This is a genomic window from Nonomuraea sp. NPDC004580 (genome assembly GCF_040609855.1).
GTDB classification, from domain to species: Bacteria; Actinomycetota; Actinomycetes; order Streptosporangiales; family Streptosporangiaceae; genus Nonomuraea; species Nonomuraea salmonea.
The window spans coordinates 145,510-159,093 of sequence record NZ_JBEXLH010000002.1 but is presented as its reverse complement, the minus strand read 5'-3'; the positions used below and the strand labels follow the sequence as shown (position 1 = coordinate 159,093).

The window sequence follows — 13,584 nt, the reverse complement described above, 5'->3', positions numbered from 1 at the left end:
GGCCGCCTACCAGCCGGCGAGCTGGTCGAGGAACCACTCGATGAGCGGCCTCGACACCGCGCCGTGCTCGGTGTTGGCCGTGTCACAGCAGAACGCGTCGAGGAACGTCTCGTCCTTCGGCAGGTCACCGAGGTCGCGGTAGAGCTCCGCCTGCCACTGGAACGGATCCCTGGCCAGCGCCACCGCGCTGACCGCGGGCACGAAGCAGCCGCGCCTGAACCGGTCCTGGATCGGCAGGCCCATCGCGTCGGCCAGCCGGCCCCACGAGTCGAGCGTGCCGCCCGGCGCGCCGTCGAACGCGGCGACGTGCGAGGTCGCGCTCGTCCACACCGGCGCGCCGAAGCGCACGACGCCGATGTTCTGCAGCTCGCCCATGTCCGGCTGGACGCGGGCGGTCAGCTGCAGCGTCTCGTGCTGCAGGTCGAAGACCGGCGTGCCGGGCGCGAGGTCGGGACCGACGCCGTCGCCGGTGCCGTTGGCCAGCCCCAGCTTGTACGGCCGCGTCGGGAACCAGCCCACCCGGCGCAGATCCTCCAGGAACTCCAGGCGCAGCGGGCTGGCGCTGGTCACCGGCCCCGAGTAGTCGGCGTCGTCCACCCAGCCCCACAGCAGCTGCTGCGCGGCCGGGCTGCGGATCAGCGCGGCCTGGCCCGGGCCGTCGGAGCGCGGGGCCAGCGACTCGTGCAGGTACGCCAGCTGCTGCAGCACCAGCGGGATCCAGGCGCCGAGGTGCGGGCTGTCGTAGGAGAAGTACTTGTCGGTCTGGTGGTCGACGCCCTCGCTCTCCATGCGGGCCAGCGCGTACCTGGTGACGATGCCGCCCATGCTGACGCCGCCGACCACGAGCTGGTCGTCGCCGAGGCGCTCGTCGATGACCCGCCGCACGCAGCTCACCGCCACCGCGGCGTTGGCCTGGACGGCGGCGTGCCGCTGGTCGAAGCCCAGCAGGACGACGTCGATGCCCATGGACCTCAGCTGGTCGAGGAAGCCGGGCACGCCCCTCTGGTAGGGCTGGTTGAAGTGCCGCCACAGCGCGTCGAGGTCGCTGGGCCCGTAGTTGAAGCCGTCGGCCAGGATCAGCGGCCTGGTCAGTGCGTCGTGCCCGTCGGCCAGATGTACGGCGGCGCGGCCGGTCGCCGTGTAGCCCTGGTACGGCTCGTCGCCGACCAGGTCCCAGGTGAGCTCGGGCCGGCGGGCCTCGCCGTCGCGGCGCGGCGGGGCGGCGAACCAGACCCCCTGCTGCCCGAGCGCGGCGGCGATGCGTTCGACCTGGTCGGTGCTGAGACTGCTCTCGAAGGTGTGGGCCCTGGTCTCGACGTCTATTCGCGGTTCCTGCGGCATGTCCGATCCTCTTTTCGCTGAGGGGCCAACTGGGGCCACTGACCACACCTTACGGTCACTGTCAGCAATTGACCGAGCACGCCACGTGATGTCGTTTTCGCAGGTCAGACCTGATGACGTGACACCCGGCGGTCACGGGGCAGGAGGTGCGCGACAGCCCGGCGAGCACGCCTGCTCTTCCACCGACGGACCGCGTGAGGTGAGCACGATGCCAGAACGACGCGACGACGACGAGTTCTTCGCTCCCGTGCTGAAGGAGCCGCCGCCCGGCGAGGACGCGAGCGACACCGGCGTGCCGCACGTGCACGGAGCAGGGCAGGGGGAGTGGGCGCGCCGGCCCGCGCCGTCCACCGCGGTCAGCGTGCGCCTGCTGGCTGCCGCGCTGCTACTGCTCGGCGGCGTGGTGCTGGCCGTGCTCGCGGTGCTCGCCGGCAACCCGCCGCTGGCCGTGCCGCCCGCCCTGGTGGCCCTGGCCGCCGCCTTCTACCTGGTGCTGTTCGGCATCCGCCGCGCCCGCCAGGACGGCGGCCCCCCGACCTTCGGCTGAGCCGCGGGGAGGGGGTCTGCCGGGTTTCGGCGCTGCTCACCGGGTATGCGGCCTGCTGGGAGGGCCGGACCGGAGGAGTTGCGATGTCCACGACGTCTTTGATCGACAGGGAGTGCGTACGCCGGCTGCTGGACTCCCGGCACCCGGACGCCACGCTGGTCTTCATCCGTGGCGGCTGCGAGGTGCTGCCCGCCGGTGAGGTGGACGACGCCCACAAGGGCCTGGTGATCGCCAGCCGCGACGATGTCATGGCCCAGATCCCCGGCGGCACCCCCACGGACGAGGTGCTCGACGCCCTGGCCCACCGCCTGGACAACATCGTCCGCGACCTGGGCGCCTGAGCCGCTAACGCCGGTGGCCGCTCTCCAGATATCGCAGGACGGCGGCCACCCGCCGGTCGGTCTTGTCGGTCGGCGCGAGGTCGAGCTTGGCGAAGATGTTGCGGATGTGCTTGTGTACCGCGCCGTCGGTGACGACCAGCCGCTCGGCGATGGCCGCGTTGCCGAGCCCCTCGGCCATCAGCGCGAGCACGTCGCGCTCGCGCGGGCTGAGCCGGTCGAGCCGGTTGTCGGGGCGGGAGCGGGTGAGGAGCTGCGCGACGACCTCGGGGTCGATGGCGGTGCCGCCCTCGGCCACCCGGTGCAGCGCGGCGAGGAACTCCTGCACCCGGCCCACCCGCTCCTTGAGCAGGTAGCCGAGCCTGGCGCTGCCGTGGGAGAGCAGCTCGGTGGCGAACGCCTGCTCGACGTACGCCGACAGCACCAGCACCGCTAGCCCGGGCAGCCGCCGCCTGGCCTCGACGGCGGCCACGATGCCCTCGTCGGTGTGGGTGGGCGGCATGCGCACGTCCACGATGGCGACGTCGGGCTCGCACTCGTCGATCGCCTTCAGGAAGCCGCTGGGGTCGGCGGCGGTGGCGACCACGTCGAGCGCCTCGGCGCGCAACAGCAGCGCGAGCCCCTCGCGCAGCAACGGGTCGTCCTCGGCGATCACAATCCGCATGGAAGGCTCACATTCATGGTGGTGGGTCCGCCGGCGGGACTGGTCAGCGCGAACGTGCCGTCGTGGGCCTCGGTCCTGCGGCGGATGCCGCTCAGCCCGGACCCGCCGCTCTCGGCCGCGCCGCCGCGCCCGTCGTCGGTGATCTCGATGCGCAGCCAGGCGTCGTCACGGCGCACGGTGACCTGCGCCCGCGTGGCCTGGCTGTGCTTGGCGATGTTGGTCAGTGCCTCGGCCACCACGAAGTAGGCGGTGGCCTCGACGGAGGCCGGACACCGTCCCGGCACCTCGGCGTCGATCCGGCAGGGCACGGGGCTGGCCGCGGCCAGGCCGGTCAGCGCGTCGGGCAGGCTCCGGTCGGCCAGCACCGGCGGCAGGATGCTGCGCACGACCGCGCGCAGCTCGGCGAGTGCCGTCTCGGCGGCGTTCTGGGCGCTTTCGAGCACGGCGTCGGCGGTGGCCGGGTCGCGGGCCAGCGCCCGCCTGGCCGCACCGAGCAGCATGGTGACCGCCACGATGCGGTTCTGCGTGCCGTCGTGCAGCGAGCGCTCGATCCTGCGCAGCTCGGCGGCGTGCGCGTCGAGCGCCGCCGCGCGGGTGGCGGTGAGCTGGGCGACCCGCAGTGCGAGGTCGGTGGCGGGGTCGGCGGCCAGCAGCCGGCGCCCCGGCCACGCCTGGAGCCTGGCCATGACGGGCACGAACGCCAGCGTGAGCGCCAGCCAGAACAGGCTGAGCGGGCTGACCGCGAGCGCGCTGGGGAAGGTGTCGGCGTCCCAGATGCCGAGCCCGGCCCCTGCCGTCTCGCCGGGCGGCAGGACCTGCCAGTACAGGGGGTAGAGCAGGTCGCGGACCGCGCTGAACGGCAACGTCAGCCCGACGAAGCCGATGAGCAGCCCGATCGTCGCGTGCGGCAGCACCCAGGCCAGCTCCCGCCGGCTCGCGGGCCGCTTGATGGCCGCCCGCCAGCCGTCGGGCACCGGATCGGGGCTGATGAGGTCGCCGGGACCCCAGCGGGTCAGCCGGGCCCGCTCACGGTCGGCGACCGCGCGCAGGGCGCGCAGCGCGCCGGGCAGCAGCGGCAGGCCCACGCCCACGAGGCAGAGCAGCCCCACGAGGACGAGCCCGACCAGCACGAGCAGCGCCAGGGCGCCGGTGCCGATGCCGCCGACGAGGTGTTCGAGCCCGTCGAGCGTCGCCCTGGCACGGGCGGACGGATCCCACCTACGGGCGGGCCGCCGCTCGGCCGGCGAGTCGTGGTCGGGCATCCGCACCTCCTTCGCCACCGACCCTAGGTCACCGGCGGGCGCCGCCGTCAGGGCGGCGGCGGAAGAGTACAGCAGGCTGTACCTCGGCTGTCGCGTTGGTGGGATCGCCGGGCCGGCAGGAGGTTCGTACCGTTTCGTGGTGAAAGCGGAACACAGAACGGCAAGGAGATCGCGATGACCCAGCACACCTCCGAGAGGCGTCAGGCCCGCCACAACGTCAGCCGTCCGGTGCTGTGGGCGCTGCTCGCGGTCTTCGCGGTCTGTAACGTGGTGACGTCGGCGTCGGATCTACCGGTGCTGGTCGGCATGGGCTTCGGTCTGCTCACCCTGGCCTGCGCCGGCGCGCTGATCCACCAGCACTACACCGTCCGCCGCCGCTGACCAGGGGGTGTCAGGTCAGGCCGCCCGCCGCTGAGCCGGGTGTCCTCCCCGGGCTCCCAGCCCGGTGAGCAGGGTGTCCATCCAGGACGCCCGCCGGTGAAGCGGCAGGTAGGATTTCCCCTTCCAGGGATGAAAGGGGATATTTATGGAAAAAGCCTCGGAAGATCGTCCTGAGCAGGAAGCATTCGTCCGCAAGGAGCTGCAGCGGCTCCGCGACAGCATCGACAACCTCGACGCCGCGCTCGTCCACCTGCTGGCCGAGCGGTTCAAGTGCACGCAGGAGGTCGGCCGCCTCAAGGCGGAGTATGAGCTGCCCCCGGCGGACCCCGAGCGGGAGGCCGCACAGATCCGCCGCCTGCGCGCCCTGGCCGAGCAGTCGAAGCTCGACCCCGTCTTCGCCGAGCGCTTCCTGAACTTCATCATCGCCGAGGTCGTCAGGCATCACGAGCTGATCGCCAGCAACCGGGCGGCCGCCCGCGCTACGTGAGCCGATCGAGGAAGGCGAGCACCCGCTCGGTGAGCAGCCCCGCGGCGGCCCGATCGTAGGACGGCAGGCTCGGGTCGGCGAAGTTGTGCCGGTCACCGGGATAGAGGAACAGCTCCGCGTCGGCGGCCGACCCCACAAGGGCCCGCGCCGCGTCGAGGTCGCCCTCACCGGCGAAGATCTCGTCGGCCTCCATCCCGTGCACCTGCACCGGCACCCCCTGCGGCCACGCGCCGCCGAACTCCGCGACCGGTGCGCACGCGTCGACCAGCACCGCGCCCCTCGCCCCCTCGCGCGTCTGCGCCAGGCCCTGGGCCGGCAGCACGCCAAGAGAGAACCCCACGTAGACCAGCCCGGCGGGCAGGTCGAGCGCAGCGGCCCTGCCCCGCTCGACGAACGTGCCGAAGCCCGCCTTCTCCGCATAGGTCACGCCGTCCTGGAGTGTGTCGAAGACGTGCCCGTCGTAGAGGTCGGGCGTGTGCACGGTGTGACCCGCCGCCCCCAGCGTCGCGGCGAACTCGCGCACACCCGCCGTCAGCCCGCAGGCATGATGGAACAGCAGCACCTCGGCCATGACCGGCCTCCCCTTTTCGATCGGGCGTTCGGATGTCGAGTATGTCAGGGCACGCGCGGCGGCGCCACCGACGAGCGCCTGATCAGCCTTGAGCGCAACGTGTGCATCGTGCCGGCCGGCTCGCCGCCGCCCAGGATGCCGAGCAGCACCTCGGCCGCCCGCGTGCCCAGCTCGTGGACCGGCTGGGCGATCATCGTCAGCGGCGGGTCCATGACCGCCGCCCACGCGCTGTCGTCGAACCCGATCAGCGCCACGTCGTCCGGATAGCGCAGCCCCGCCTGGCGCAGCGCGCGCAGCGTGCCCGTCATGCCGTCGGTCTCGGTGCAGAAGACCGCCGTGACCCGGTCGGGCAGCGCCAGCATCCTGCCCACCTCGCCGACCACCCGCTCCTCGGTCTTCGGCCCCACCATGACCAGCTCGGGGTCGAACGGGATCTGCGCGTCGTCGAGCGCGTCGAGGTAGCCGCGCAGCCGCTCGCCGTCCGTCCACAGGTTGCGGGAGGCGGCGGCCAGCAGCTCGCGCCGCGTCGCGGGCGGCCGCTCTACCGGCGGCCCCCACACGAACCCGATGCGCCGGTGACCCGCCGCGATCAGCACCTCGACCGCCTCCCGGGCCGCGTCGCGGTTGTCGATGACGACCGCGTCGAGGTCGAGCGCCGAGACCGCCCGGTCCACCAGCACGACCGGGATGCCCCGGTCCATCGCCCCCTTCAGGTGGGCCACCTGGTCGCGCTGCAGCGCCGCCGACGCCACGATGACGCCGTCGACCCGCTTGTCGATCAGCACGTTCGTCGCCGCCACCTCCTCCTGGAGGTTCTCGTACGTGCTCAGCACGATCACGTCGAACCCGCGCGCCCGCGAGGTGTCGGAGACGCCCCGCAGCAGCCCGGCGAAGAACGGGTTGCCGATGTCGGCCACGATGACGCCGAGTGTGTGGCTCACGCCCGTGGACATGCTCCTGGCCAGCGCGTTGGTGCGGTAGCCGAGCTTCTCGGCCGCCGCCAGCACGCGGGCGCGCAGCTCGGGGCTGACGTAGCCGTAGCCGCCGAGCGTGCGCGCCGCCGTGGCCCGGCCCACGCCCGCCTCCGCCGCCACCTCCGAGATGGTCGGCCGCGCCTGGCCGCGCTCAGCTGGCATGGATCTCGCCCCTCCTCGCCTGTCATGGTGACCACTCAAGTCTGACCGCTCCCCGCCGCGCCCTTCACCGTGGGCGGGGACGCCGTCAGGGAGTGCGGCGGCCGTGGCCAAAGGCGCCCTCGACCTGGCACTGCGCTCGGGCCGCCGCCGCCCCCGCCACCAGTGCGCGCTCTATCGCGGCGGGGGTGGCGGGCGCCTGGGCCGACCAGCCGTCGCGCAGCAGGGACACGGCGAAGCCGGTGACGAAGGCGTCGCCGCAGCCCATGGTGTCCACGATGTCGGACGCCAGGTCGGCGGGCGCCGACAGCATGCGCCGCCCGTCGCTCGCGATCGCCCCGTGCACGCCCCTGGTGCCCAGGGCGAGGCGGGCGCCGCGCCGTACGGCCTCGGCGAGCAGCGCGGCCGTGGCCTCCTCGTCGAGGTGGGAGCAGGACAGCAGCACCAGGTCGGCGTGCGGGCAGACGCGGTCGAGGTAGCCGGGGTCGCGGTGCTCGTCCTCGCTGGACAGGTCGAAGCTCACCAGCGGGCCGAGCCCGGTGAGCTTGGGCAGCTCCTCCTCGCTGCGGGAGTAGACGCTGGAGTGCACGAGGTCGAAGCCGCCGACGTAACCGAGCAGGTCGTCGTCGAGGGTGAGCGGCTCGCGTACGGTCACGCCGCCGCCGTTCCAGCCGAGGAAGACCCGGTCGCCGTCGTCCACCTTCAGATGGGAGACGCCGCTCTCGCCGCTCCGTACGACGCACCGATCGACCGCCACCCCTTCGGCGGCGATCGCCGACCGCAGGAACCCGCCCAGCTCGTCGTCGCCGAAGACCCCGAGGTAGGCCGACGCGACGCCGAGCCTGCGGGCGTAGACGGCGACGTTGACGCTGTTGCCACCGGGGTAGTCGATGCCCCGGTCGACGAACCGGTCGACGATGTTGTCGCCGAAACCGAGCACTCTCATGCCTCAGTAGTCCATGACCCGGTAGTAGCGGCGCAGGTCGAGCGAGTGGTCGCGGACCCGCTCCAGGTGCTTGCTGACCCGGCCCATGACGGTGTCGAGCACGACGGGCGCGAGCAGGTGGCGGTGCTCGGGGCTGATGCCGGTGAGCGGGTAGTCGCGGGTGTCGAAGACGGTGACGTCCTTGGAGACGCGCTTGGCGAAAGCCTCGGCCCGGTCGGTGAGCGGGCGCGTCTCGTCCTCGCCCTGGAAGACGATCACGCTGGTGTCCTCTTCGAGCAGCTCAAGAGAGCCGTGGAAGAACTCGGCGCTGTGCACGCGGGTGGTGCGCAGCCACTGCATCTCCTCGAGGATGCACATGGAGTAGAGGTACGTGAAGCCCCACAGGTTCCCGCCGCCGATGAGGAAGTGGTAGTCGGTGTCCTTATGGGCGTCGGCGAACGCGGCGGCCACCGGCTCGGCCTGCCTGGCCACCTCGACGAGGATCTGCGGCAGCCCGGCCAGCTCGTCGGCGAACGTCTCGTACCCGTCGAACTCGCCCCTGCGCGCCAGCAGCCGGGTCATGAAGAGCAGGAGCTGCATGTCGAAGGGCCAGGTCTTGGGCTCGGAGACGAGCGCGGCGTCGACCTTGGTGGCGATGGGCGAGTCCGGGTAGCCGGTGAAGGCGATCGTGTAGGCGCCCTTCTCCTTGCAGTGCTCGATGGCGCGGATGCTGTCGTCGGTGGTGCCGGAGACCGAGGTGAAGACGGCGACCGTGCGTTCGCCCAGGCGGGCGTCGCCGGAGACGACGAGCTCCGCGGCGATGGCCGAGCGCACGTCGAGGGTGGACAGGCGGCGGGCGAGGTGTTCGTACGGCCAGGTCAGCGCGTACGTCCCGCCGGCCCCGACGAGCAGCAGCGTGTCGAAGCCCTCGTCCACGAGCCGGTCGACCAGCTCCTCGACGCGCGGACGCAGGGCCACCGCGCTGGCCACCTGGGAGACGAATTCCGGCTCGTTGAAACCGAGCATTGCAGATCCTTTCCTGGGGATGGCGTGCCCGTCTGATACCGGTATCACGCGGCAGTCACGTTGGCACAGCGTCCGGCCCGGCGTCAACACGGGCTTCTCCGCAAGCGGCCTTGATCTGCTGTTTCTACGGCTTTGAGAGGTCACGCCGGCGCAACGAAGAAAAGATCTTGGCGCTCAGGTCTGGTACCGGTATCAGGTGAGCTGTAAGGTCGGCCAACACCAAGGCTCCTGGCAGAGAAAGGAAGCCCATGCGCCCTCGCGCCCTGCCGACGCTCGCGGCACTCATCGGGACCCTCACGCTGGCCGCCTGTTCAGGAGGCGGCGGCGCCGAGCAGGCACCGGCGGCCGACCCGGCCGCCACGCCGGAGTTCTCCGGCACGCTGAGCGTCCTCACCAAGTTCGCCGGCGAGCCCACGGGCCCCTACTTCGAGAACCTCGCCGCCGCCTACAGCAAGCAGCACCCCGAGGTGAAGGTCGAGCTGATCCAGGAGACCGACCAGAGCGTCAAGGACAAGCTCAAGACCCTCACCGCCTCCGACGCGCTGCCGGACATCTACTTCACCTGGACCGGCAACTGGGCGGACAACTACATCCGCGGGGGCCGGGCCGCCGACCTGACCAAGGTCATCGGTCCGGACACGGAGTGGGGCAAGACGTTCAGCCCCGGCTCGCTGGCCGCCTTCGCCCGCGACGGCAAGAACTACGGCATCCCGCTGTACGGCAACGGCAAGTTCATGGGCTACAGCAAGGCCGCCTTCGAGAAGGCCGGCGTCAAGGTGCCCGCCACGTTCGAGGACCTGCTGGCCGCCTGCGGCCCGCTGCGCAAGGCCGGGTACGAGCCCATCGCCTTCGGCAACAAGGACGGCTGGCCCGCCCTGCACTACCTGCAGCAGCTGTTCGCGTACAACGTGCCGGACGCCACCCTCCAGGCCGACTTCGACCCCGCCACCGCCAAGCTCGACCACCCCGGCTACGTCACCGCGCTCAACCAGTTCAAGACCCTGGTCGACCAGTGCACCGACACCCGCGACGCCACCAACGGCGTGCTCTACAGCTCCGCCCAGGAGGCGTTCGCCAACGGCAAGGCCGCGATGTACTACCAGGAGATCCTGGAGTTCGACAACGCCACGTCGGCCAAGGTCAAGCCGGACGACTTCGGCATCTTCCAGCTCCCCGTCCCGCGGAACGCCGCCGGTGACCCCGACGTGCTCGAAGGCTCGCCCGAGGGCTACCTGATCAACGCCAGGTCACCGCGGGTCGCGCTGGCCGTGGACTTCATGAAGTTCGTGACGAACGCGGAGAACGCCAAGACCCTGTCGGCGCCCCCGTACGGGCAGCCCAGCACGGTCGTCGGCGCCGTCACGCCCGAGACCTCCAGCAAGGCCGTCTACGAGGGCATGCGGCTCGTCAACAAGGCGCCCAAGCTGGCCATCTGGCTCGACACCGTGACCGTGCCCGAGGTGGCCGACGCCTGGCTGGCCGGCGGCGAGGCGATGATCAGCGGTGGCACGACCGCCGAGAAGGTGCTCGAAAGCGTCCGCCAGGCCTCGGCCGAGGCCAGGTAGGGAGCCGTTCATGCAGCCGCCCGCACGCGCCGGCGTCCTGCGCAGGACGCTCGGGCTCGCGTGGATCGTGCCCGCGCTCGTCCTGGTCGCGGTGTTCGTCTACCTGCCGCTGGTGCAGAACCTCGAGTTCAGCACGCTCAAGTGGGACATCTACAGCGGCGAGCAGGAGTACGTCGGTCTCGCCAACTACACCAAGCTCGCCGAGGACCCGGTGTTCTGGTCCTCGCTCGGCAACAACGCGCTCTACGCGGTGATCTCCATCGCGTTCCAGGTGTTCGGCGCGCTGCTGCTGGCCGCCGTCATCGAGAGCGTGCGGAGCCGGCGCTGGCAGCGCGCGCTGCGGGCGATCTACTTCATCCCGTCGGCGATCTCGCTGACCGTCGCGGGCCTGCTGTTCTACTTCCTGTACGAGCCCAACCTGGGCCCGCTCAACCACGCGCTGCGCGCCGCCGGCCTCGGCCACCTCGCCCAGGCGTGGCTCGGCCAGGAGAGCACCGCCATGTCGGCGATCATCGCGATGAGCCAGTGGCAGGGCTTCGGCTACTCGACGCTGCTGTTCGCGGTGGCGATCCAGCGCATCCCGTCGGAGATCTACGGAGCCGCCGCGCTCGACGGCGTGGGCGCGGTACGGCGCTTCTTCAGCGTGACGGTGCCGCTCGTGCGGGAGATGACCGGGCTCATGACGATCGTCACGATCTCGGGCGCGTTCCAGGTGTTCAACGAGGTCATGGTGATGACGGCGGGCGGGCCGAACAACTCGACGCAGGTGCTCGGGACCTGGCTCTACCGCAGCGGCTTCGTCCGCAACAACTTCGGTTACGCCGCCGCCATCGCGACCGTCCTGTTCGTGATCACGCTGGCCATCGCGGTGGCGCAGATGTGGGTCACCCGCAGGAGAAGGGTGGAATGGTGACGCGGCTCAGCTTCCTCGGAGTGATCGCCCGGGTCTTCATGTGGGCGTTCCTGCTGGCACTCGCGGTGGTCGTGGTTTATCCGCTGCTGTGGATGACGCTGAACGGCTTCAAGACCAACGCCGAGCTGTTCGGCGACCCGTTCGCGCTGCCCCTCGACTGGAGCTTCGACAACTACCGGAAGGCGTGGAACCGGGGCGTCAGCGACTATCTGACCACCAGCGTGCTCGTCACGCTGACCTCGACCGTCGCCACCGTGTTCGTCAGCGCGTGGGCCGCCTACGGGCTGACCAGGGTGAACGTGCCGCTCAACAAGGGACTGACGGCGGCGATCCTGGGCGGGCTCATGCTGGCGCCGACCGTGGCGCTGGTGCCGCTGGTCAAGATGTTCCAGGCGCTGGGGCTCTACAACACGTTCTGGGCGCTGCTGATCCTCTACACCGCCTTCCGCATCCCGTTCACGACCTTCCTGCTGCGCGCGTACATGATCGACCTGCCGCGCTCGGTGGACGAGGCGGCCGAGATGGACGGCGCGAGCAAGTGGACGACGTTCTGGCGGGTGATCCTGCCGATGTGCAAGCCGATCCTCACCTCCACGGTGCTGCTGCACATCCTGTTCACCTGGAACGAGTACCTGTTCGCGATGATCTTCACCAGCGGCTCAGGCGTGCAGACGCTGCCGGTCGGGCTCACCAGCCTGATGAGCAAGCACGGCACCGAATATCCGGTCGTCTTCGCCGGGATGGTGATCGCCGCGCTCCCCGTGGTGCTGCTGTTCTTCCTCGGCCAGCGCTACATCATCAAAGGACTCGCCGACGGCGTCGGCAAATGAAGGACTCGCTCATGACGCTCTCCCTGACGCAGTTCACCGGCTCGAACTTCGCCTACCAGCACCTGCCGTTCGACCGCTTTCTCGACGACGCCGCCGAGCTGGGCCGCGAGCACCTGGAGCTGTGGGGCATCGCGCCGCACCTGCACGTGCCGCAGATCGGTGACGCCGAGGCCCGCGCGATCCGGCGGCGGGCCGAGACGCGCGGGCTGGCCATCCGGTGCCTGACGCCCGAGCAGGTGATGTACCCGGTCAACCTGGCCTCGCCGGTCACCTGGCTGCGGGCGCGCAGCGTGGCACTCTTCCGCCGGGCCGCCGAGCTCTGCGCCGAGCTGGGCGCCGGCATGCTGCTGCTCACCCCCGGGCGCGGCTTCGAGGACGAGCCGGTCGAGGCCGCCCGCCGGCGCTCGGTCGACGCCGTCGGCGAGATCACCGCGTACGCCGCCACGCTGGGCGTCACCTGCGTGCTGGAGGCGCTGCAACGCGTCGAGTCGAACCTGGTCAACGACTCCAGGGCGCTGGCCGCGATGATCGACGAGGTCGGCGCGCCGAACCTGGGCGCCGTGCTCGACACCGTGGCCATGGCCGTGGCGGGGGATTCGGTGGACGACTACTTCGACGCGCTCGGCGACCGGGTCAGGCACGTGCACCTCATCGACGGCCGGCCGGCCGGGCACCTCGCCTGGGGCGACGGCTCCTTGCCGCTGGCCTCGTACGTCGAGTCGCTGGGGCGGCGCGGGTACACGGGGCACCTGACGTTCGAGCTGTTCGGGGACGGCACGTACGCCTTCGAGCCGCGCCCGGCCGTCGAGCGCTGCCTGACCGGCGTACGCGCCGCCCTCAGTCCACCAGCGCGACCTTGACCTGGCCGGGGTCGTCGCCGGTCAGCGGGACCGCGAAGACGGCCGTGCGGCCATGGGCGCCGTAGACGACGAAGCGCACGCCGTCCTCGTCCCACGTCTCCTGGACGTCCGAGGTGAGCTGGGCGGACGCCGAGCAGTACGCGGGGCTGCGGCGCAGCAGGTGCAGGGACGCCTCCAGCGGCACCCCGTCCTGCGGGGGCGCGGCGACCGGGCGTACCAGGCGGCGGCGCAGCGGCGTGAGCCAGTGGCCGTCGAGCTCCGAGGAGAGCGCCAGCAGTGCCGCCACCTCCAGGGTGACGACCACGGCGACGACCGGAGCGGAGACCGTGCCCGCCGGTCCGGCCAGCGCAAGCAGGGCGCCGACCAGCAGGAGTCCCGCGCGGGCGAACGAGCGCACGTCCACCGGCTGGGAGTGGGTGCCGAGACAGCCGCAGGACGCGGTAGGCGCGGCGACGTGCGCGTACCAGAGATAGGCGAGGAAACCGGCCGTGAGCAGCGCCGCCGCCCCCGCGTTCCACGGGTGCGCGGACGGCACCAGCAGCCCGGCCGCCACCGCCAGCTCGGCCACCCCGGCCAGGCGCAGCGCGGGGACCGCGCGCGCCGCACCGGTGAGCCTGGCCAGCGCGGTGCGCCCGGCCTGTGCCCGCATCCGCCGGCTGAACAGCTTCAGCAGACCTGCCCAGACGAGGAACGAGGCGATGACGTACGGCTGCGACGCGGCGATCCCGTTCACGAGCTGCC

General features: G+C 71.5%; 16 protein-coding genes. 8 read left to right on the top strand and 8 right to left on the bottom strand.

What is annotated here, in order from left to right; genetic code table 11:
• Nucleotides 1-6 precede the first annotated feature (6 nt).
• Complete coding sequence (locus ABZW11_RS03925; protein WP_355412353.1) at nucleotides 7-1,341, bottom strand: hypothetical protein; 1,335 nt, start codon at nucleotides 1,339-1,341, stop codon at nucleotides 7-9.
• Between the two features lie 208 nt (nucleotides 1,342-1,549).
• Between ABZW11_RS03925 and ABZW11_RS03920 the strand changes: the two genes are divergently transcribed.
• Together ABZW11_RS03920 and ABZW11_RS03915 are read left to right on the top strand one after the other, a co-directional pair.
• A complete protein-coding gene (locus ABZW11_RS03920) occupies nucleotides 1,550-1,888 on the top strand; it encodes a hypothetical protein (RefSeq protein WP_355412351.1) in 339 nt (112 codons plus the stop codon).
• Between the two features lie 83 nt (nucleotides 1,889-1,971).
• A complete protein-coding gene (locus ABZW11_RS03915; RefSeq protein ID WP_355412349.1) occupies nucleotides 1,972-2,229 on the top strand; it encodes a hypothetical protein in 258 nt (85 codons plus the stop codon).
• A 4-nt stretch (nucleotides 2,230-2,233) separates the two neighbouring features.
• Here the strand turns inward: ABZW11_RS03915 and ABZW11_RS03910 are convergent, their stop codons facing one another.
• Together ABZW11_RS03910 and ABZW11_RS03905 are read right to left on the bottom strand one after the other, a co-directional pair.
• Nucleotides 2,234-2,890 carry a response regulator transcription factor gene (locus ABZW11_RS03910; RefSeq protein WP_355412348.1) on the bottom strand — a complete coding sequence of 219 codons (657 nt, stop codon included), beginning with the start codon at nucleotides 2,888-2,890 and terminating at the stop codon, nucleotides 2,234-2,236.
• Entirely contained in the window at nucleotides 2,878-4,152 is a 1,275-nt protein-coding gene (locus tag ABZW11_RS03905; protein WP_355412346.1) for a sensor domain-containing protein, read from the bottom strand. The genes ABZW11_RS03910 and ABZW11_RS03905 overlap by 13 nt, the downstream gene beginning before the upstream one ends.
• 174 nt (nucleotides 4,153-4,326) lie before the next feature.
• Between ABZW11_RS03905 and ABZW11_RS03900 the strand changes: the two genes are divergently transcribed.
• Nucleotides 4,327-4,533, top strand: coding sequence for a hypothetical protein (locus tag ABZW11_RS03900; protein WP_355412344.1), 207 nt, complete (start codon nucleotides 4,327-4,329; stop codon nucleotides 4,531-4,533).
• A 145-nt stretch (nucleotides 4,534-4,678) separates the two neighbouring features.
• Complete coding sequence (locus tag ABZW11_RS03895) at nucleotides 4,679-5,020, top strand: chorismate mutase (protein ID WP_355412342.1); 342 nt, start codon at nucleotides 4,679-4,681, stop codon at nucleotides 5,018-5,020.
• Here ABZW11_RS03895 and ABZW11_RS03890 read toward each other — a convergent pair.
• The 4 genes from ABZW11_RS03890 to ABZW11_RS03875 form a co-directional block, all read right to left on the bottom strand.
• A complete protein-coding gene (locus ABZW11_RS03890; protein ID WP_355412340.1) occupies nucleotides 5,013-5,591 on the bottom strand; it encodes a dienelactone hydrolase family protein in 579 nt (192 codons plus the stop codon). The two genes, ABZW11_RS03895 and ABZW11_RS03890, sit on opposite strands and share 8 nt — an antisense overlap.
• A gap of 44 nt (nucleotides 5,592-5,635) precedes the next feature.
• Nucleotides 5,636-6,727 carry a LacI family DNA-binding transcriptional regulator gene (locus tag ABZW11_RS03885; RefSeq protein WP_355412338.1) on the bottom strand — a complete coding sequence of 364 codons (1,092 nt, stop codon included), beginning with the start codon at nucleotides 6,725-6,727 and terminating at the stop codon, nucleotides 5,636-5,638.
• A gap of 85 nt (nucleotides 6,728-6,812) precedes the next feature.
• Nucleotides 6,813-7,670: a PfkB family carbohydrate kinase gene (locus tag ABZW11_RS03880; RefSeq protein ID WP_355412336.1), complete on the bottom strand. Its 858-nt coding sequence runs from the start codon at nucleotides 7,668-7,670 to the stop codon at nucleotides 6,813-6,815.
• Between the two features lie 3 nt (nucleotides 7,671-7,673).
• Entirely contained in the window at nucleotides 7,674-8,675 is a 1,002-nt protein-coding gene (locus ABZW11_RS03875; RefSeq protein WP_355412334.1) for an SIS domain-containing protein, read from the bottom strand.
• Between the two features lie 248 nt (nucleotides 8,676-8,923).
• On the opposite strand from ABZW11_RS03875, the gene ABZW11_RS03870 reads away from it, so the two are divergent.
• The 4 genes from ABZW11_RS03870 to ABZW11_RS03855 are packed head-to-tail and all read left to right on the top strand — an operon-like array spanning nucleotide 8,924 to nucleotide 12,843.
• The gene (locus tag ABZW11_RS03870; protein ID WP_355412332.1) at nucleotides 8,924-10,240 is read left to right on the top strand and encodes an ABC transporter substrate-binding protein; all 1,317 of its coding nucleotides are present in this window, start codon (nucleotides 8,924-8,926) and stop codon (nucleotides 10,238-10,240) included.
• 10 nt (nucleotides 10,241-10,250) lie between these two features.
• Nucleotides 10,251-11,153: a sugar ABC transporter permease gene (locus ABZW11_RS03865; protein WP_355412330.1), complete on the top strand. Its 903-nt coding sequence runs from the start codon at nucleotides 10,251-10,253 to the stop codon at nucleotides 11,151-11,153.
• Entirely contained in the window at nucleotides 11,147-11,983 is an 837-nt protein-coding gene (locus ABZW11_RS03860; protein ID WP_355412328.1) for a carbohydrate ABC transporter permease, read from the top strand. The genes ABZW11_RS03865 and ABZW11_RS03860 overlap by 7 nt, the downstream gene beginning before the upstream one ends.
• Before the next feature lie 11 nt (nucleotides 11,984-11,994).
• On the top strand, nucleotides 11,995-12,843 hold the full coding sequence (locus ABZW11_RS03855) for a TIM barrel protein (protein WP_355412326.1): 849 nt from the start codon (nucleotides 11,995-11,997) through the stop codon (nucleotides 12,841-12,843).
• On the opposite strand, the gene ABZW11_RS03850 is transcribed toward ABZW11_RS03855, so the two are convergent.
• Nucleotides 12,821-13,576 carry a MauE/DoxX family redox-associated membrane protein gene (locus ABZW11_RS03850; RefSeq protein WP_355412324.1) on the bottom strand — a complete coding sequence of 252 codons (756 nt, stop codon included), beginning with the start codon at nucleotides 13,574-13,576 and terminating at the stop codon, nucleotides 12,821-12,823. The two genes, ABZW11_RS03855 and ABZW11_RS03850, sit on opposite strands and share 23 nt — an antisense overlap.
• Between the last annotated feature and the right edge of the window lie 8 nt (nucleotides 13,577-13,584).

What these genes read in the sequence shown, in the direction of transcription:
- ABZW11_RS03925 (WP_355412353.1), bottom strand. Translation starts at nt 1,341, where the DNA reads ATGCCGCAGGAACCGCGAATAGACGTCGAGACCAGGGCCCACACCTTC.
- ABZW11_RS03920 (WP_355412351.1), top strand. Translation starts at nt 1,550, where the DNA reads ATGCCAGAACGACGCGACGACGACGAGTTCTTCGCTCCCGTGCTGAAG.
- ABZW11_RS03915 (WP_355412349.1), top strand. Translation starts at nt 1,972, where the DNA reads ATGTCCACGACGTCTTTGATCGACAGGGAGTGCGTACGCCGGCTGCTG.
- ABZW11_RS03910 (WP_355412348.1), bottom strand. Translation starts at nt 2,890, where the DNA reads ATGCGGATTGTGATCGCCGAGGACGACCCGTTGCTGCGCGAGGGGCTC.
- ABZW11_RS03905 (WP_355412346.1), bottom strand. Translation starts at nt 4,152, where the DNA reads ATGCCCGACCACGACTCGCCGGCCGAGCGGCGGCCCGCCCGTAGGTGG.
- ABZW11_RS03900 (WP_355412344.1), top strand. Translation starts at nt 4,327, where the DNA reads ATGACCCAGCACACCTCCGAGAGGCGTCAGGCCCGCCACAACGTCAGC.
- ABZW11_RS03895 (WP_355412342.1), top strand. Translation starts at nt 4,679, where the DNA reads ATGGAAAAAGCCTCGGAAGATCGTCCTGAGCAGGAAGCATTCGTCCGC.
- ABZW11_RS03890 (WP_355412340.1), bottom strand. Translation starts at nt 5,591, where the DNA reads ATGGCCGAGGTGCTGCTGTTCCATCATGCCTGCGGGCTGACGGCGGGT.
- ABZW11_RS03885 (WP_355412338.1), bottom strand. Translation starts at nt 6,727, where the DNA reads ATGCCAGCTGAGCGCGGCCAGGCGCGGCCGACCATCTCGGAGGTGGCG.
- ABZW11_RS03880 (WP_355412336.1), bottom strand. Translation starts at nt 7,670, where the DNA reads ATGAGAGTGCTCGGTTTCGGCGACAACATCGTCGACCGGTTCGTCGAC.
- ABZW11_RS03875 (WP_355412334.1), bottom strand. Translation starts at nt 8,675, where the DNA reads ATGCTCGGTTTCAACGAGCCGGAATTCGTCTCCCAGGTGGCCAGCGCG.
- ABZW11_RS03870 (WP_355412332.1), top strand. Translation starts at nt 8,924, where the DNA reads ATGCGCCCTCGCGCCCTGCCGACGCTCGCGGCACTCATCGGGACCCTC.
- ABZW11_RS03865 (WP_355412330.1), top strand. Translation starts at nt 10,251, where the DNA reads ATGCAGCCGCCCGCACGCGCCGGCGTCCTGCGCAGGACGCTCGGGCTC.
- ABZW11_RS03860 (WP_355412328.1), top strand. Translation starts at nt 11,147, where the DNA reads ATGGTGACGCGGCTCAGCTTCCTCGGAGTGATCGCCCGGGTCTTCATG.
- ABZW11_RS03855 (WP_355412326.1), top strand. Translation starts at nt 11,995, where the DNA reads ATGACGCTCTCCCTGACGCAGTTCACCGGCTCGAACTTCGCCTACCAG.